Annotated in this window: 18 protein-coding genes; 13 read left to right on the forward strand and 5 right to left on the reverse strand. The window is 57.9% G+C overall.

Going from position 1 to position 14,613, the window contains the following annotated elements; translation table 11 throughout:
- The first annotated feature begins 48 nt into the window (after window positions 1-48).
- Both BLM14_RS00960 and BLM14_RS00965 read left to right on the forward strand, forming a co-directional pair.
- A complete protein-coding gene (locus BLM14_RS00960) occupies window positions 49-1,233 on the forward strand; it encodes an MFS transporter (RefSeq protein ID WP_100000961.1) in 1,185 nt (394 codons plus the stop codon).
- Between the two features lie 81 nt (window positions 1,234-1,314).
- Complete coding sequence (locus BLM14_RS00965; protein ID WP_099997691.1) at window positions 1,315-1,578, forward strand: ArsR/SmtB family transcription factor; 264 nt, start codon at window positions 1,315-1,317, stop codon at window positions 1,576-1,578.
- A 164-nt stretch (window positions 1,579-1,742) separates the two neighbouring features.
- Here BLM14_RS00965 and BLM14_RS00970 read toward each other — a convergent pair whose 3' ends face one another.
- Window positions 1,743-1,922 (reverse strand): YdcH family protein, encoded by a 180-nt coding sequence (locus tag BLM14_RS00970; RefSeq protein WP_099997692.1) that lies wholly within the window; start codon window positions 1,920-1,922, stop codon window positions 1,743-1,745.
- Window positions 1,923-2,248: 326 nt separating this feature from the next.
- Here BLM14_RS00970 and BLM14_RS00975 point away from each other — a divergent pair, with 326 nt between their 5' ends.
- From BLM14_RS00975 to BLM14_RS00995, 5 genes are all read left to right on the forward strand, one after another.
- Window positions 2,249-2,452 (forward strand): YdcH family protein, encoded by a 204-nt coding sequence (locus BLM14_RS00975; RefSeq protein WP_099997693.1) that lies wholly within the window; start codon window positions 2,249-2,251, stop codon window positions 2,450-2,452.
- Between the two features lie 92 nt (window positions 2,453-2,544).
- The gene (purE, locus tag BLM14_RS00980; protein ID WP_099997694.1) at window positions 2,545-3,042 is read left to right on the forward strand and encodes a 5-(carboxyamino)imidazole ribonucleotide mutase; all 498 of its coding nucleotides are present in this window, start codon (window positions 2,545-2,547) and stop codon (window positions 3,040-3,042) included.
- A 2-nt stretch (window positions 3,043-3,044) separates the two neighbouring features.
- Window positions 3,045-4,118, forward strand: a complete 1,074-nt coding sequence (locus BLM14_RS00985; RefSeq protein ID WP_099997695.1) for a 5-(carboxyamino)imidazole ribonucleotide synthase — start codon at window positions 3,045-3,047, stop codon at window positions 4,116-4,118.
- Between the two features lie 167 nt (window positions 4,119-4,285).
- Window positions 4,286-4,411: a type B 50S ribosomal protein L36 gene (ykgO, locus tag BLM14_RS00990; RefSeq protein ID WP_100000962.1), complete on the forward strand. Its 126-nt coding sequence runs from the start codon at window positions 4,286-4,288 to the stop codon at window positions 4,409-4,411.
- 62 nt (window positions 4,412-4,473) lie between these two features.
- Window positions 4,474-5,082, forward strand: a complete 609-nt coding sequence (locus BLM14_RS00995; protein ID WP_099997696.1) for a tetratricopeptide repeat protein — start codon at window positions 4,474-4,476, stop codon at window positions 5,080-5,082.
- Between the two features lie 149 nt (window positions 5,083-5,231).
- On the opposite strand, the gene pyk is transcribed toward BLM14_RS00995, so the two are convergent.
- A complete protein-coding gene (pyk, locus tag BLM14_RS01000) occupies window positions 5,232-6,668 on the reverse strand; it encodes a pyruvate kinase (protein ID WP_099997697.1) in 1,437 nt (478 codons plus the stop codon).
- Window positions 6,665-7,177, reverse strand: a complete 513-nt coding sequence (locus BLM14_RS01005; RefSeq protein WP_418314215.1) for a DUF1036 domain-containing protein — start codon at window positions 7,175-7,177, stop codon at window positions 6,665-6,667. The genes pyk and BLM14_RS01005 overlap by 4 nt, the downstream gene beginning before the upstream one ends.
- Window positions 7,178-7,763: 586 nt before the next feature.
- On the opposite strand from BLM14_RS01005, the gene BLM14_RS01015 reads away from it, so the two are divergent.
- Together BLM14_RS01015 and BLM14_RS01020 are read left to right on the forward strand one after the other, a co-directional pair.
- Entirely contained in the window at window positions 7,764-9,572 is a 1,809-nt protein-coding gene (locus BLM14_RS01015) for a S8 family peptidase (RefSeq protein ID WP_099997698.1), read from the forward strand.
- Window positions 9,573-9,592: 20 nt separating this feature from the next.
- Window positions 9,593-11,461: an autotransporter domain-containing protein gene (locus BLM14_RS01020; protein ID WP_099997699.1), complete on the forward strand. Its 1,869-nt coding sequence runs from the start codon at window positions 9,593-9,595 to the stop codon at window positions 11,459-11,461.
- Between the two features lie 45 nt (window positions 11,462-11,506).
- Here the strand turns inward: BLM14_RS01020 and BLM14_RS31395 are convergent, their stop codons facing one another.
- Window positions 11,507-11,686, reverse strand: a complete 180-nt coding sequence (locus BLM14_RS31395) for a hypothetical protein (protein ID WP_099997700.1) — start codon at window positions 11,684-11,686, stop codon at window positions 11,507-11,509.
- Window positions 11,687-11,852: 166 nt separating this feature from the next.
- Here BLM14_RS31395 and BLM14_RS01030 point away from each other — a divergent pair, with 166 nt between their 5' ends.
- The 3 genes from BLM14_RS01030 (at window position 11,853) to BLM14_RS01040 (ending at window position 13,349) form a co-directional block, all read left to right on the forward strand.
- Entirely contained in the window at window positions 11,853-12,656 is an 804-nt protein-coding gene (locus BLM14_RS01030; RefSeq protein WP_099997701.1) for an N-formylglutamate amidohydrolase, read from the forward strand.
- Entirely contained in the window at window positions 12,649-12,948 is a 300-nt protein-coding gene (locus tag BLM14_RS01035; protein WP_099997702.1) for a DUF1244 domain-containing protein, read from the forward strand. The genes BLM14_RS01030 and BLM14_RS01035 overlap by 8 nt, the downstream gene beginning before the upstream one ends.
- Before the next feature lie 137 nt (window positions 12,949-13,085).
- Entirely contained in the window at window positions 13,086-13,349 is a 264-nt protein-coding gene (locus BLM14_RS01040) for a DUF2312 domain-containing protein (protein ID WP_027231195.1), read from the forward strand.
- Window positions 13,350-13,360: 11 nt separating this feature from the next.
- Here BLM14_RS01040 and BLM14_RS01045 read toward each other — a convergent pair whose 3' ends face one another.
- Window positions 13,361-13,666: a hypothetical protein gene (locus BLM14_RS01045; protein ID WP_099997703.1), complete on the reverse strand. Its 306-nt coding sequence runs from the start codon at window positions 13,664-13,666 to the stop codon at window positions 13,361-13,363.
- 175 nt (window positions 13,667-13,841) lie between these two features.
- Between BLM14_RS01045 and BLM14_RS01050 the strand changes: the two genes are divergently transcribed.
- The gene (locus BLM14_RS01050; protein WP_099997704.1) at window positions 13,842-14,612 is read left to right on the forward strand and encodes a TIGR01458 family HAD-type hydrolase; all 771 of its coding nucleotides are present in this window, start codon (window positions 13,842-13,844) and stop codon (window positions 14,610-14,612) included.
- Window position 14,613 lies beyond the last annotated feature (1 nt).

The raw sequence follows: 14,613 nt of genomic DNA on the forward strand, positions 1-14,613 counted from the left end.
TCGTTCATACAGGTCTTCGCGCTTCTGTGCGGCACGTCCTTCCTCGTTATGGCATCGGGTTTGCACGGTCTGCTTCTGCCGCTGCGCGGCGGGGCGGAAGGGTTCTCTACAACTTCACTTGGTCTTCTCGGTACGGCATGGGCCGGTGGCTTCATCACCTCCTGCCTGCTTGCGCCGCGGCTCGTCCGCCGTGTCGGCCACGTGCGCGCATTCAGCGCTTTCGCCTCAATCGCTGCGATTGTTGCGCTGATGACCGGTATCCTGGTCGAGCCCACAGCGTGGATCGTGTTGCGTGCGCTGACGGGCTTCGCCATGGCCGGGTCTTACATGGTGATCGAAAGCTGGCTCAACGAGCGGGCAACAAATGCCAATCGCGGACAGATTTTCGGGCTCTATATGGTGGTGAATTTCGGCTCGATCACCGTCGGGCAGATGATGATCGGCTTCGGCGATGTGCACACGGGAACCTTCTTCATGATGTCCGGCATTCTTTTCTGCCTGGCGCTGATCCCGACGGCAATTTCGACGGCAAGCAGTCCGAAACCGCTGACCGAAGTGCAGCTTGACCTCAGGGCGCTCTATCGCAATTCGCCGGTCGCTTTTCTCGGCTGCATCCTGATTGGTGTTGCCAATGGTGCGTTCGGCACGCTTGGCGCGGTCTATGGCGCGGCGACCGGCATATCGACCACGGAAATCGCGTTGATGATGAGTGCGTCGGTCATGGGCGGGGCCCTGATGCAGATTCCGGTAGGCCGTATGTCGGACCGTACCGACCGGCGATATGTGCTCGCCATGGTCGGCGGCGCTGCGGCGGTAATAGGTCTGCTGATCTTTCTGGTTGCGCCGCGACATGCATACGTCATTCTGGCGATGACCGCGATCTATGGTGGCCTTGCCTACACCCTCTATCCCGTCGCTGTTGCTCATGCGAATGATTTCTCGGACTCGGAAAATTTCGTCAAAGTCACAAGCGGGCTTTTGCTCCTCTACGGCTTCGGCACGATGATCGGCCCGGTTCTCGGTGCCTGGGCGATGGAGAGCATCTCGCCCGAAGGGTTGTTTGCGATAACTGCCCTGGCGCACGCCTTGATCATGACCCACGCAATCATCCGCTCTCGCATGCGTGCGCCGGTACCCATCGAGCTGAGGGATAATTTTCAGACGGTTGGCGCGGAACGCGTTACCCCCGAAGGTGTCAGGCTTGATCCGCGCGCCGAGACGCTGCCCGAGTGATCCGATCACCCCGTCGTTGTTCGATTCGCCTCCGATACGAAATTCGTTGACATTCCTGGTGGTTTAAAATGACTATCCCGTATGGTCGAAACGGATGCCTTCGCAGCAATTTCTGATCCGAACCGCCGCTATCTCCTCGAGGAGCTTAGACGCGGACCAAAAACCGTGAACGAACTGGCACTCGGATTGCCGATTTCGCGCCCTGCCGTATCCCAGCATCTCAAGGCCCTTCTTGACGCGCGACTGGTGAAGGTCAAGTCGGAAGGCACGCGCCGCATCTATGCGGTAGATGACAGCGGGTTTTTTCACCTGAATCTGTGGCTCGATCAGTTCTGGAGCGAGTAACGCCTTTTGAGACGCCCATCAGCTTGGCTTCTCGAACGATCTTTAAGCGCTGAAACAAAAACCCGACCCTGCGTCTATGCGAGGGCCGGGCTTTTTGTAACTGCCAGCACGATGCTGTTTGAAGCTATCGAGTGGAATTTCGCGGTATCTTCCTTATAGCCGGTTTAATGATGAGTGACGACTGACTTCAGTTTTTCAATTTGCTCCTTGAGCATAAGCTTGCGACGTTTCATATCGCTGATCTTCAGGTCGTCGGAGGCGGGACTTAACAGCGCGTCGGAAATTTCCTTTTCGAGCGCTCCATGCTTACGTTCAAGCGTTTCAAGATGAGACTCAATGGCCATCCGGCTTCTCCCTTGGTTGGTTTCCCTACCGCACATAAAGCCAAAAACCAGACGATTTTTGGAAACCCTTATGCGCACACTCAAAGTGCTGCTGCGTCCTTTGTGCGTCCAGTCGGACACACGGGCGCAACAGGCATGCTCTGCTTGCCAAGTGGCAAGTTTATGACAGAGCCGTGACACTCTGCCACCACTTTTAGCAATTGTCGAATTTGTTTCGTAGGATTTTCTTGTTTCTTAAAATATGATATGGCGACGTGCTGGCAAGGGGCTGTGCTGCCCCATACCAGTGACGGATTCTTCTACAGCAAAATACCGGGAATCACTGCATGTCCGACCAGGATCAGGCTGACATTCGATTGGCAGTCGCAAGATTGAAACAAGAGCATCTGGATTTCGATGCTGCAATACAAGCAATGATCCAGGTTGGCTGTGACCAGCTTCGTATTCAGCGAATGAAGAAGAAGAAGCTGATCATCAAAGACAAGCTGATCGAGCTCGAAGACAAGATTACGCCCGACATAATCGCCTGATATCCCAAGGGTTCACAAGGCTCCGCAAGTCAACTTGCGGCGCTTCCGCTTTTCCTTTAATCCCACCGTCTCGGTTGTTCAGAGGATGCTCAATGGCAGACAAACGCGCTGACGTCGCAATCATCATGGGAAGCCAGTCTGATTGGGCGACCATGCGCCACGCCGCCGAAACGCTGGATACGCTCGGCATTTCCCACGATGATCGCATCGTTTCCGCGCACAGGACGCCTGACAGGCTCGTGGACTTTGCTAAGGGTGCACGCAAAGCCGGGTTCAAGGTCATCATCGCCGGCGCGGGCGGCGCCGCGCACCTGCCGGGCATGGCGGCATCGATGACACCTCTGCCCGTGTTCGGCGTGCCGGTCGAATCAAAAGCGCTTTCCGGGCAGGATTCTCTTCTTTCCATCGTGCAAATGCCCGCCGGTATCCCTGTCGGCACTCTGGCGATCGGCCGGGCAGGCGCGGTCAACGCCGCGTTGCTGGCGGCGGCGGTTCTCGCCCTCCATGACGATGCCCTGGCGAAGCGGCTCGACGATTTCCGGCAGGCGCAAAGCGACAAGGTCGCGATGAGACCTTCTGACGAGGCATAGGCATGATTTCTCCAGGATCGACAATTGGTATTATCGGCGGTGGTCAGCTTGGGCGGATGCTTGCCATGGCGGCGGCGCGGCTAGGTTACAGGACCGTCATTCTCGAACCGCAGGGCGATTGTCCTGCGGCTCAGGTTGCGAACGAGCATATTGTGGCCGCCTATGATGATCCGAACGCGCTCGAACAACTCGCCGAACTCAGCGACGTCATCACCTACGAATTCGAGAACGTTCCGGTGGATTCGGCGGAATTGCTCAATGAAAGCAAGGCGGTCTTCCCCCCGCCCGAGGCCTTGAAAGTCTCGCAGGATCGCGTCGCCGAGAAACGCTTTCTCAACAATGCCGGCATCCAGACCGCGCAATGGCGCATTGTTGAGAATGAAGGAGATCTCGAGGCAGCGCTGCTTGCCTTTGACGGCAAGGGCATCCTGAAGACGCGCCGCTTCGGTTATGATGGCAAGGGCCAGATCAAGTTCACCGGCGCAAAGCGCGAGAAAGCAAAATCCGGCTTTGCCGCGATTGGCAGCGTTCCCTCCATCCTTGAAGCACTGGTTGATTTCACACGCGAGATTTCAGTGATCGCGGCACGCGATGCGGCAGGGAACATCAAGATCTACGATATTGCCGAGAACGTGCATAAGGACGGCATTCTCGCGACGTCAACCGTGCCTGTTTCGGTCTCCTCGACCATTGCGGGTCTGGCGGCCGATTCGGCGCGCAAGCTGCTCGAAGGGCTGAAATATGTCGGCGTGGTCGGCATGGAATTCTTCGTTCTCGCCAATGGTACATTGCTTGCCAACGAATTTGCGCCGCGTGTGCACAATTCCGGACACTGGACCGAGGCCGCCTGCGCCGTATCACAATTCGAGCAGCATATCAGGGCGATCACCGGCCTTCCGCTCGGCGATCCAAGGCGTCATTCCGATTGTGTCATGGAAAATCTGATCGGCGACGATATCGACAAAGTACCGGCACTCCTGCAGGAAGCCGGCGCTGTCGTGCACCTCTACGGCAAGGCTGAAGCCCGCCCTGGCCGCAAGATGGGGCATGTCACGCGCATCACGAAAAGACTGTAAATACAAATAAATGCGTGATTCCCGTCTGAATCACGCCAGGAATCATGAGCCGGGTGTTGACAATCAGGGCAATCCTTGGCTATTTCCCCGCAACGTGTTTCCGGCGCGCTTTAAAGGCGCGCTTTTTATTGGTGCCCGGTTTCGGGCGTAAAGATACCGGTGCTGAAATGAAGATCAAGAATTCCCTCAAGGCTCTCAAGGGCCGTCATCGTGACAATCAGCTGGTCCGTCGCAAGGGCCGTATGTACATCATCAACAAGACCGCTCCGCGCTTCAAAGCACGCCAGGGCTGATCTTTACCGTCTCACGGTTATTTGCATTTGACGTTTCGCTGATACGGACTACCATCCGTATCATGCGGAGCGTTTTTGTTTGTTCAATCGGAACTTTACTGGCGATTTCACCAGCGCTGGCCATGGCGCAGGAACAGGCGCCCGTGCAGCAGCAAGCCGCCTTGCCAAACCAGACATTGGCTGAGAAACGCGCGGCACGGCTCGACGAACTGTTTGCTTCCCTCAAGCGCGAAAGCAATGACGTCAAGGCGGCGCGCCTCGCCTCGCTCATCCAGATCCAGTGGCAGAATTCCGGCAGCGCTACCGTCGACCTGATGATGGGCTGGGCCGGTAAGGCCATGGAAGAAAAGAAGTTTTCCGTTGCGCTGGATTTCCTCGACCAGGTCGTCCTGATGAAGCCGGACTATGCCGAAGGCTGGAACAGACGGGCGACCGTGCACTTCATGATGAATGATTACGGGCGGTCCATGGCCGACATCCAGAAGACATTGGCGCTGGAGCCGAGGCACTTCGGTGCGATGGCCGGGATGGCGGCGATCCTGAAGGATACGGGACGCAAGGAGGCCGCCCTGCAGGCTTTCGAACGGGTTCTGGCGGTCTATCCGATGATGCGCGAAGCACAGACCCAAGCGGGCGAACTGGCCGATGAACTAACCGGCCAAAGAACGTAATTCGCCTCACTACAACCATTTCTCCCGTACAGATAGATAAACCCGTGCCAGAATCGCGATTTTTCGTGTGAGAATCGGCTGTTTTCGTGAAAATCGGGTCATTCCGTTCGATTCTTGTACCGGAACCGAATGACCCTCTTCAAAATATCCTAGATACCGGTCAGCCCGTCGGAGCCGATATAGGCAATGCGCAGCATGTTGGTCGAGCCGGGTGTACGCAGCGGCACGCCGGCCGAGATGATGATGCGGTCACCAGGATTGCCGAACTCTTCCTGATAGGCGATGTGGCAGGCACGGTCGACCATGTCATCGAGGTCGGTGGCGTCTTCCGTCACAACGCAGTGCAACCCCCAGACGAGCGAAAGCTTGCGCGCGGTTTCGACGACCGGCGACAGCGCGATGATCGGCAAGAGCGGCCGTTCGCGTGCTGCGCGCAGGCCGGTTGTACCTGAGGCGGTATAGGTAACGATCGCCGAGAGGTTGAGCGTTTCGGCGATCTGGCGGGCCGCGAGCGAGATCGCATCGGCGCCGGTCGCGTTGGGCTCGGGGCGCTGGGCATGGATGATGCCGGGATAGTTCGGGTCGCGCTCGACCTCCTCGGCGATACGGGCCATGGTCGACACCGCTTCGACAGGATAATCGCCGGCGGCGGATTCGGCCGAGAGCATGACGGCGTCGGCACCTTCGAACACGGCGGTGGCAACGTCCGAAACCTCGGCACGTGTCGGGACAGCGGCGGTGATCATCGACTCCAGCATCTGTGTGGCGACGACGACCGGCTTGCCAGCCCGGCGGCAGGCGCGGATGATCTGCTTCTGGATGCCCGGAACCGATTCAAGCGGCATTTCGACACCGAGATCGCCGCGGGCAACCATCAGGGCGTCGGAGAGTTCGATGATCTCGTCGAGGCGGGTGACGGCCTGCGGCTTTTCGATCTTCGACAGGAGGGCAACGCGACCGCGCGAGATCTTGCGTACTTCGGCAAGATCCTCCGGCCGCTGGATGAAGGACAGGGCTACCCAGTCGATTTCTTCCTGCAGGACCGCATCGAGGTCGCGCCGGTCCTTTTCGGTCAGGGCGCCGACGCCGAGCGTCGTATCGGGCAGGCTGACGCCCTTCTTGTCGGAAATCTTGGTGCCGGAAACGACACGGCAGCGGATATGCTTGCCATCGGAGGCTTCGGCGACCAGCGCCAGCTTGCCATCATCGATCAGCAAGCGATGGCCAGGCTCAACGGCTTCGAGAATTTCCGGATGCGGCAGGAACACGCGGGTGTTGTCGCCCGGCGTATCGTTGTCATCGAGGGTAAAGGTCTGGCCGGCAACGAGATCGGCCTTGCCGTCCTTGAACTTACCAACGCGCAGCTTGGGTCCCTGCAGATCGGCGAGAATGCCGATGGGGCGGCCCACTTCCTTCTCGACATTGCGCAGGCGGCGCACGAGTTCGCGCATCAGGTCGTGGCTGGCATGGCTCATATTGATGCGGAACACGTCCGCACCGGCTTCGAACAGCTTGCGGATCATGGCTTCGTCGGAGGAAGCGGGACCCAGGGTGGCTAGGATTTTGACCTTACGGCGGCGTCTCATTGAGGAGGGGTATCCGTTACAATTGGAGATGAGGGAGGATTTTCTTCCGTAAGCTGGACCATCCAGCTTGTCTGTTCGCCGGTATCATACTCCTGAAAGCCTGAACGCTGAAATCCGCGGGCGAAACAGTCGTTGATGCCGGTAATCTTGAACTGGTTTTCGGCGACACACATGTTCACTTTGCCATCCCAGCGCCCGCCGCTTTGCGCGTCTTCCGCATAGAGATAGTAATAGCGCGAGGTCAGCGGCCCGACGACAAGCGTCGTGCAGGACGAGGGATTGACGTGCCACCAGCCTTCGGTGATCCAGCCGGTCTTCGCCCGGTAGCCGAGCGCCACGCCGACGAGATTTTGCGTGGTGTTGCACACGCGAAAATCCGCATGGGCCTTTTCGGGGGCTATGAAACTGCCCGCTGCAAATATGAATAAAAAAGCCGCGAGAAAGCTATGCCACTTTGCTTTGACAGGTTGCGAGGAAAGGGGTGCACCCCCCTCTGGGCTGCCGCCCATCTCCCCCACAAGGGGGGAGATCGAATTGGCATCGATCGTTCCGCTCATTTTTCACCGTAGAAAATTGGCCGATACATTATTGCAAGCTGATCTCCCCCCTTGTGGGGGAGATGCCCGGCAGGGCAGAGGGGGGTGCATTGAAGCGCGCTAATCAATATTGCCTCCGTCCATCTTTGACCTTCTTTTCGGCAGTTTCACATGCATTGTCAACGCGCTAATCGTTTGAATGCGAAGTTCTGGCATGAGTGCGACAAAAGAATGATGGTTGCGGTCAGGAGCTGCCGCGAAACACGAAAAAACAATGCCGATTCATTTTGAAAGAGCTTCAGGGAATGGCGTTCTCCGCCAACCGGGCGTATGCAAACATGCGCCTTCCGATTGCAGCATATACAGTATACACGCAGAAGAAGTATTCCTCACTATTGTAGCATACTTGCAACATCTGCTGAAAAACAATGCAAACAAGGGTGTCGCCTCAAATTTAGTCGCTTGACGCAAGCGCCGGTTGCAAATCAACTGTGCCCATTATTCGCATAGCTTTTAGACTGTTGTTTTTTACAAGAATGAATATTGGGGAATTTTCATTATGTCTTTTGACGCCACAGCTGCGGCTATTTCCGCGCGCACGCTTGCACCCTTTCGCAAACGTCTGAACAGCACAGCGCTTACCGCCCTGCTGCTTGCTGCAACCGCAACAGGCGCATCGGCGGATGGCAGATATTTCATGGCCCCTCTCGTACCGGGCGGCCCAATGCAAATGACCGATGATCTGGAAAAGGCGGCGGCAAGCTGGGTAACGACGGAATTCACGGATACCGGTGTCTTGAGTAAACTGCTTGCCCAATATGCCTATGCTTTCGGCGCAAGAGGCCAAGGCGCCAGGATCGGCGTCATGGATGGCGGGCTCTGGACCGGGCATGACGAATTTACCAGACAGAAGATCGAGAACATTCACAGCGAAGGCAAGTTCGAGATCACATTGCATAATGCGGGGGGAAAGCCCTTTGCCAAGGCGGGCGATTCCTTCTCGGTCGACGGCCTCTGGTATGGCCCTACGGATCTCGTTCCATTGATGGACAGGCACCCGCAGTTTACGGCAGGCACGATCCTGGCGCGGCGCAATGGCACCGGTTCCCACGGTATCGCTTTTGACAGTACCATTTATGTCGCTCAGTCCGGCGAACTGATTTACAAGGACGAACAGGGCAGCCTCGATAATAATGTCATTGAGGCCAAGGAAAAGGACCCCGAGCTTTTTCGCCAATCCATGCAGGAGCTTGTCAAGGCGGGTGCACAGGTGATTTTGCTCGAAATGCAACTGCTGCCAAAGCCGCGCAACGCAGATACACAAGGATGGTTTGTCGATCTCATGCGACAATATGCGGGCGGCAAGGGTGGAACACTGCTGACCGCGATGGAAGATGCGGCGAAGGCCGGAGTGGTTCATGTCGTTGCCGCCGGCAATTATAACCCTGATACACCGTGGATCGCCGCTGCCTTGCCAGTTTTCCGCCCGGAACTAGAAAAATCATGGATTGCGGTTGTGGAGGATGAGACAAAGTCAAACCCCTGCGGGCCCGCGCGTTTTTTTTGTATTGCGGGCTATTCCAATATCTATGCACCCACAACGGAAGCAGATGAATATGATATTTATACCGGGACTTCGGGGGCATCTGCCGTTACCGCTGCTTCCATGGGTGTTCTTCTCAGCCGTTACCCCTATCTGCAAGCGACAGCGGTGCGCGATATCTTGCTGACAACGGCCAAGGATATAGGCGATCCCGGGGTTGATGCAAAGACCGGCTGGGGCTTGATCGACCTGAAGAAAAGCATGTCCGGTCCCGCCCAGTTTCTCGGGCGCTTCGAGGCCAATCTGCCTGCCGGATTGAGCGACACCTGGAGCAACGCTATTTCACAGGATGTGCTGTCCCAGCGCCGGCAAGAGGATTCGAAGGAAATCTCTGATTGGGACAAGAAGAAGGAGGAGCGTGGCTGGCAGAGCGGTGTGACGGAAGCACAAACCAAAATCAATCTGGTGAAAGATTTCGGCGGCAGCAGACTGGTTGCTGCTGAGGACCTTATCAAAGCAGTACTCAAATTGACTCCCCCCGGCACCTCCATTTCTGCTCTTGGGCAATTGATTTCAGCTCAAGAAGTTCTCAAGGCCGATCCAATCGCCACCGGAATCTGGAAAGGCTTTACTGCCAAATACACGAAATGGTCGTCTTCCAAAACGGCGCTGGCCGACTATACCAGTTTCAGAGCCTCAGCAGAGGGTGCAAACAATGTTATCATCGACGCTATATTGTCCGATCGCGTTGTTGCAGACACGATGGAAAATGAAATCACGCAAACGCGTATTAACGCGCATCCAAGACCTACGATGCCGGCCTGACCAAATCCGGGCTTGGCACGTTGCGGCTGACGGGCCAGAACACCTATACCGGCGATACGATCATCAATGGCGGCTTGCTGGCTGTGGACGGGTCGATCACGTCGAAAGCTATCATCAACGACAGCGGCATTCTCGGCGGCATCGGTTCTGTGGGTTCGCTTGTGGCCAATACTGGCGGCAGGGTCTCGCCCGGCAATTCCGTCGGCAAGCTGACAGTGACGGGCGATGCGACCTTCGAAAAGGGCTCGATCTTCGATGTAGAGATTGCGGCGGACGCGGGCGCAGCCGACCAGCTCGACGTAACGGGCAAGGTGGCTCTGCTCGGCGGTGCGGTGCAGGCGCGTATCGAGGGCGAGACAGCCTTCTTTACGAAGGATCAGGTCGTGGGATTATTCACACGCTCCTATGATATTTTGTTGGCTGGCAAGGGGATCGAAGGAACCTTCGAAACGGTGCGGCCGCAGTATAATTATATCAGTGCGGTGCTCGACTATTCCCACAAGAACAAGGTGACCCTCGGCTTCATGCTGACGCCCGATCCGGTTCTCGTTGTCGATCCCGAGATTGGGGCCCCTGTCGGCGCCGTGGTTGACGAGTTTGTTTTCGAGCCTGAGCTTGAATCCGTGGTCGAGGATGCTGAAAGGGCCGGGCTCGCGCGTACCGAGGCGGAACGGCTGAAGCTGGAAGCCTTGCGGGAGCGCGTCAGGACCCTCGTTCTGGTCGATGCGAAAACGAAGAACCAGAAGAACGCCGGCGATGCGATCAAACAGATGGATATTGGCGATCCGCTTTTGAATACGGTGCTGTTCTCGCAGGTGGGGCAGGTCTTGCCCTATGACAATCTGACCGGCGAGGTTCATGCCACTCTGGATGGGGTTCTGATCGAAGACAGCCATTTTATCAGCACCGCTGCGACGGACCGCATTCGCGCTGCCTTCGACGGCGTAGCGGCGAAAGCCCAGCCGGTTATCGCGCCATTGGCTTACGGAGCGCCGGTAAAGGCGAAGGGCAGCGAGTCGTTCGGCACTTTCGATCTCGCCGGGGGCAGCACGGGTTCTGTCCCGGCGCCCGCCGCCACTGCCCTTTGGGGCGAGGCCTATGGTGCCTTTGCTCGTGGGATAAGCGATGGCAATGCGAGCCGCTACAGCCGCAGCACCGGCGGCTTCGTCACCGGGCTCGATGGCGTGGTGGCCGAGACGTGGCGCTTCGGGCTGCTGGCGGGATATGGCAGCTCTTCGCTCAACGGCAATGGCAGGGCTTTGGTGGACAGCTATCAGATCGGGCTCTACGGCGGCACGACCTGGGATAGCCTCGGGTTACGCTTCGGCGCCAATCTCGGCCATCACGAGATCGAGACAAAACGCATCGCGATTTTCGGCGGCCTGGCCAATGAGCATGAAGCTTCCTATGACGCCAAAACCGTGCAGGTCTTCGGTGAGATCGGCTATGAGATCAAAACTGCTTATGCCGAACTCGAACCCTTTGCCGGGGTCAGCCATGTGCATCTGAAGACGGATGCCTTCGAGGAAACCGGCGATATCAGCAACCTTTCTGGCGAAGCCAGTACGACGGATCTGACAACCACGACGCTGGGCCTCAGGGTCTCCCGCGATTTCGCCTTGAGCGAAAGTGTCAACGTAACCGCGCGCGGCACGCTCGGCTGGCGCCATGCTTACGGCGATGTAACGCCGCAGCAGCGCCTTGCGTTCGCGGGCGATCAGGCCTTCAGTGTCGAGGGTCTACCGGTTGCGCAGGATACGGGTTTCGTCGAGGCAGGGCTTGATCTTGGTATCGGCAGGAACACGACGCTCGGAATTTCCTATAGCGGCCAGTTCTCCAAATCCGCCAGCGATAATGCGGTCAAGGCGGATCTGACCGTGCGGTTCTGACACGAGAAAGACAAATGCACAGATTGGCGGTGGTGCGCCCGGCATTCACTCGCCTGCTGCAAAACTTCCATTGTTCGCAACGGTCTTCCCATCATGGCGCCCTGGATCAGAAACCAATTGATTGAATGCAGTCACTGCAGTTCCATGCATGCCGTGAAACTCCATCTCGGAATATTCAACTTTGAGGGTCAAATTCCCGAAGAGCTGGATTGTCTGCGCTGCCACAAACTCCTGGTCAGATCCAGGTGCCTGTCGATTTCCGCAACGCTGCAGAATCCCGTCGGTCACGGCGCGTGAATTGAACACCACCTGCAGCGAAGAAGAATGGTTGCATTGCCGGCCAGGCCGTGATTGACAAAGGCAGTCCCAAAAAGCCGCCGAGACTCATCGAATGCCGTTTTCTCCCTTTCATCTTGTCGATGGCGATCAGGCGCGGGGCCTCGTGTTGCTCGCCGACCATGCCAGCCGCGATCTGCCGCAGGAATACGGCTCGCTCGGGCTGCCTCCTTCGCAGTTCGAACGGCATATCGCTTACGATATCGGCGTTGAACAATTGACGCGGAGGCTCGCGGCTATGTTGGATGTTCCGGCCGTCCTTGGCGGGTTCTCGCGACTGCTGATCGATCCCAACCGCGGCGAGGACGACCCGACGCTGATCATGCGGCTTTCCGACGGGGCGATCATTCCGGGCAACAATCCGATGCCCATCGAGGAGCGCGAGAAGCGCCTCGATGAATTCTACCGGCCCTATCACCGGGCGGTTGCGCAAACGATCGATGCGGTGAGCGAGGCAAGCGGCAAGGCGCCGCTGATCATCTCGATCCATTCCTTCACCGCCTTCTGGAAGACCACGCCGCGCCCCTGGCATGCGGGTATTCTATGGGACAAGGATCCGCGCGCGGTTGTGCCGCTGCTCGAAGGCCTGCGAGCCGACCCGCAGCTGATTGTCGGGGACAACGAGCCCTATGACGGCGCCTTGCGCAACGACACCATGTTCCAGCATTGCATCGTCCCTGGTCTTGCCCATGCGCTGATCGAGGTACGGCAGGACCTGATTGCCGAGGAGACAGGCGTCGCCCATTGGGCGGATCGCCTCGCGCCGATCCTTGAAGCGATGAATGCGGACCCCGATATGCATGAAGCCAGACAATTCGGCTCCCGAACCGGGCCCATCGAGGAGGTTTACGATGAATGAACTCACGGAGGATCAGCGCATTGCGCTCGAGGCCGCGGCGTTTCGCCGTCTGGTGGAACATCTGCGGACCCGCAGCGACGTGCAGAACATCGACCTGATGAACCTGGCGGGCTTCTGCCGCAACTGCCTGTCGAACTGGTATCGCGAGGCCGCCGAGGGATCCGGGATCGCACTCTCCAAGGAAGAATCGCGCGAGATCGTCTATGGCGAGCCCTATGCGGACTGGCAGGCCAAACATCAGCGCGAGGCGAGCGACGCGCAGAAGGCCGCTTTCGAGGTGAACAAGCCCTAGCATTGAGTTCATCCCATCACGATTGATGTTACAGAGTCTGTTTGTCTTGACTCTTGAGGCGCTGGTCGGGCATCGGAACCTCCTAAGCGACGAAACATGAGTCGCACATCAAGTTTTGAGAGAGCGGAGTTAAGAGCATGGATGATTTGGCGGCGCAGGGTGGTGTCGAGGGTGTAGCGGCTGCGGAACTGCGGCAGTTCATCGAACGCATCGAACGCCTCGAGGAAGAAAAGACCACGCTCCAGGACGACATCAAGGAAGTGATGGCCGAGGCCAAGGGGCGCGGTTACGACACCAAGATCATCCGCACCATCGTCCGCCTGCGCAAGAAGGACGCCAATGAGCGCAAGGAAGAGGAAGCGATCCTCGAACTTTACATGAATGCTCTCGGCATGGAGTAAGCCGGCATCGGCTAGAGTTGATCGTTGTAGGGCCGCTTGGTTTCCCCGACCATTTTTGCAAGATGGGAGAACGACCATGGCGTGTCGGCTCCCGAACTGTTTGCCAGCTGAAGCAGGCGGATCGGGAAGCAGACCGCGTCGCGATTGGCCGGCGAAAGCTGCTCAACGGCCCGCTCGTCGCCAACGGCGACGGCTTCGGCCTTGCGCAGCGCGGTATCGATCTCGGCATCCGTAAGCAATCCTTTCGCAACGAGTGACCGGTTGATTGCTGCAATGGCGAGGCAAAGCCCCTCGAGCTGAAGATTGGCAGTGTTCATGGTCGTTACCCCAATTGGTGTGGCTGATACCATATCAACGCAGAGCAGCCGCAAATGATCCGAAAGCACGCTGTAAAGACCTTACCATGGTCTGGATCATACGTCTGACCGTACAAAAAGGCAGCGGGCCTCTCCGTCGATTTGACGTGACGCGGTTCCGTGGCATTCTATTTCGATGATTAGCGGTGTGCTGCTCGACCTTGCCGGCGTCCTCTATGATGGCGAAACGCCTGTACCGGGCGCAGCAGATGCTGTTGTCCGCCTGCGCGAGGCCGGTCTTCCCATCCGTTTTGTCAGCAATACGACACGCATGGCCAAGCAGGCCATTCTCGACCAGCTCGGCAGGCTCGGCTTTTCTGCCAGAAGTGAGGAGCTGTTCACGCCGGCGCAAGCCGCACGTCAATGGCTTCGCCAGCACAATCGAACGCCACACCTTCTGATCCACCCTGATCTCATGCCCGAGTTCCAAGGCCTTTCAGGCGGCGCCGGGACGGTGGTCATTGTCGGCGATGCGGGCGAGGCCTTCGATTACAGGACGCTGAATAGCGCGTTTCGCGCCCTGATCGAAGGCGCGGAATTCCTGGCGCTGGCGCCGAATCGGACTTTCAAGGATGCCGATGGCAAACTCAGCCTCGATGCGGGGCCGTTCGTCGCGGCGCTGGAGTTCGCCAGCCAAAGACGCGCGATTGTGCTGGGCAAGCCGTCGCCCGCATTCTTCCTGGCGGCGCTTGCCAGCATGGATTGTCCGAGGACGGAAGCCGTGATGGTTGGCGACGATGCTGAAACCGACGTCGCGGGGGCCTTGCGGGCCGGACTTGGCCATGGCCTGCTGGTGCGCACGGGGAAGTATCGCGCCGGCGACGAGGAACGTTTCACACCGCCGCCCACAGCCATAGTGAATGATATTTCGGCGGCGGTTGACTGGATCATCGCCGTGCGCAGTTGAG

The organism is Phyllobacterium zundukense (assembly GCF_002764115.1).
GTDB classification, from domain to species: domain Bacteria; phylum Pseudomonadota; class Alphaproteobacteria; order Rhizobiales; family Rhizobiaceae; genus Phyllobacterium; species Phyllobacterium zundukense.

What these genes read in the sequence shown, in the direction of transcription:
- BLM14_RS01030 (WP_099997701.1), top strand. Translation starts at nt 11,853, where the DNA reads ATGCCGTTTTCTCCCTTTCATCTTGTCGATGGCGATCAGGCGCGGGGC.
- BLM14_RS01045 (WP_099997703.1), bottom strand. Translation starts at nt 13,666, where the DNA reads ATGAACACTGCCAATCTTCAGCTCGAGGGGCTTTGCCTCGCCATTGCA.
- pyk (WP_099997697.1), bottom strand. Translation starts at nt 6,668, where the DNA reads ATGAGACGCCGCCGTAAGGTCAAAATCCTAGCCACCCTGGGTCCCGCT.
- BLM14_RS00970 (WP_099997692.1), bottom strand. Translation starts at nt 1,922, where the DNA reads ATGGCCATTGAGTCTCATCTTGAAACGCTTGAACGTAAGCATGGAGCG.
- BLM14_RS00985 (WP_099997695.1), top strand. Translation starts at nt 3,045, where the DNA reads ATGATTTCTCCAGGATCGACAATTGGTATTATCGGCGGTGGTCAGCTT.
- BLM14_RS00995 (WP_099997696.1), top strand. Translation starts at nt 4,474, where the DNA reads ATGCGGAGCGTTTTTGTTTGTTCAATCGGAACTTTACTGGCGATTTCA.
- BLM14_RS01015 (WP_099997698.1), top strand. Translation starts at nt 7,764, where the DNA reads ATGTCTTTTGACGCCACAGCTGCGGCTATTTCCGCGCGCACGCTTGCA.
- BLM14_RS01050 (WP_099997704.1), top strand. Translation starts at nt 13,842, where the DNA reads ATGATTAGCGGTGTGCTGCTCGACCTTGCCGGCGTCCTCTATGATGGC.
- BLM14_RS01040 (WP_027231195.1), top strand. Translation starts at nt 13,086, where the DNA reads ATGGATGATTTGGCGGCGCAGGGTGGTGTCGAGGGTGTAGCGGCTGCG.
- BLM14_RS00960 (WP_100000961.1), top strand. Translation starts at nt 49, where the DNA reads ATGGCATCGGGTTTGCACGGTCTGCTTCTGCCGCTGCGCGGCGGGGCG.
- BLM14_RS00965 (WP_099997691.1), top strand. Translation starts at nt 1,315, where the DNA reads ATGGTCGAAACGGATGCCTTCGCAGCAATTTCTGATCCGAACCGCCGC.
- purE (WP_099997694.1), top strand. Translation starts at nt 2,545, where the DNA reads ATGGCAGACAAACGCGCTGACGTCGCAATCATCATGGGAAGCCAGTCT.
- BLM14_RS00975 (WP_099997693.1), top strand. Translation starts at nt 2,249, where the DNA reads ATGTCCGACCAGGATCAGGCTGACATTCGATTGGCAGTCGCAAGATTG.
- BLM14_RS01005 (WP_418314215.1), bottom strand. Translation starts at nt 7,177, where the DNA reads ATGGGCGGCAGCCCAGAGGGGGGTGCACCCCTTTCCTCGCAACCTGTC.
- BLM14_RS01035 (WP_099997702.1), top strand. Translation starts at nt 12,649, where the DNA reads ATGAATGAACTCACGGAGGATCAGCGCATTGCGCTCGAGGCCGCGGCG.
- ykgO (WP_100000962.1), top strand. Translation starts at nt 4,286, where the DNA reads ATGAAGATCAAGAATTCCCTCAAGGCTCTCAAGGGCCGTCATCGTGAC.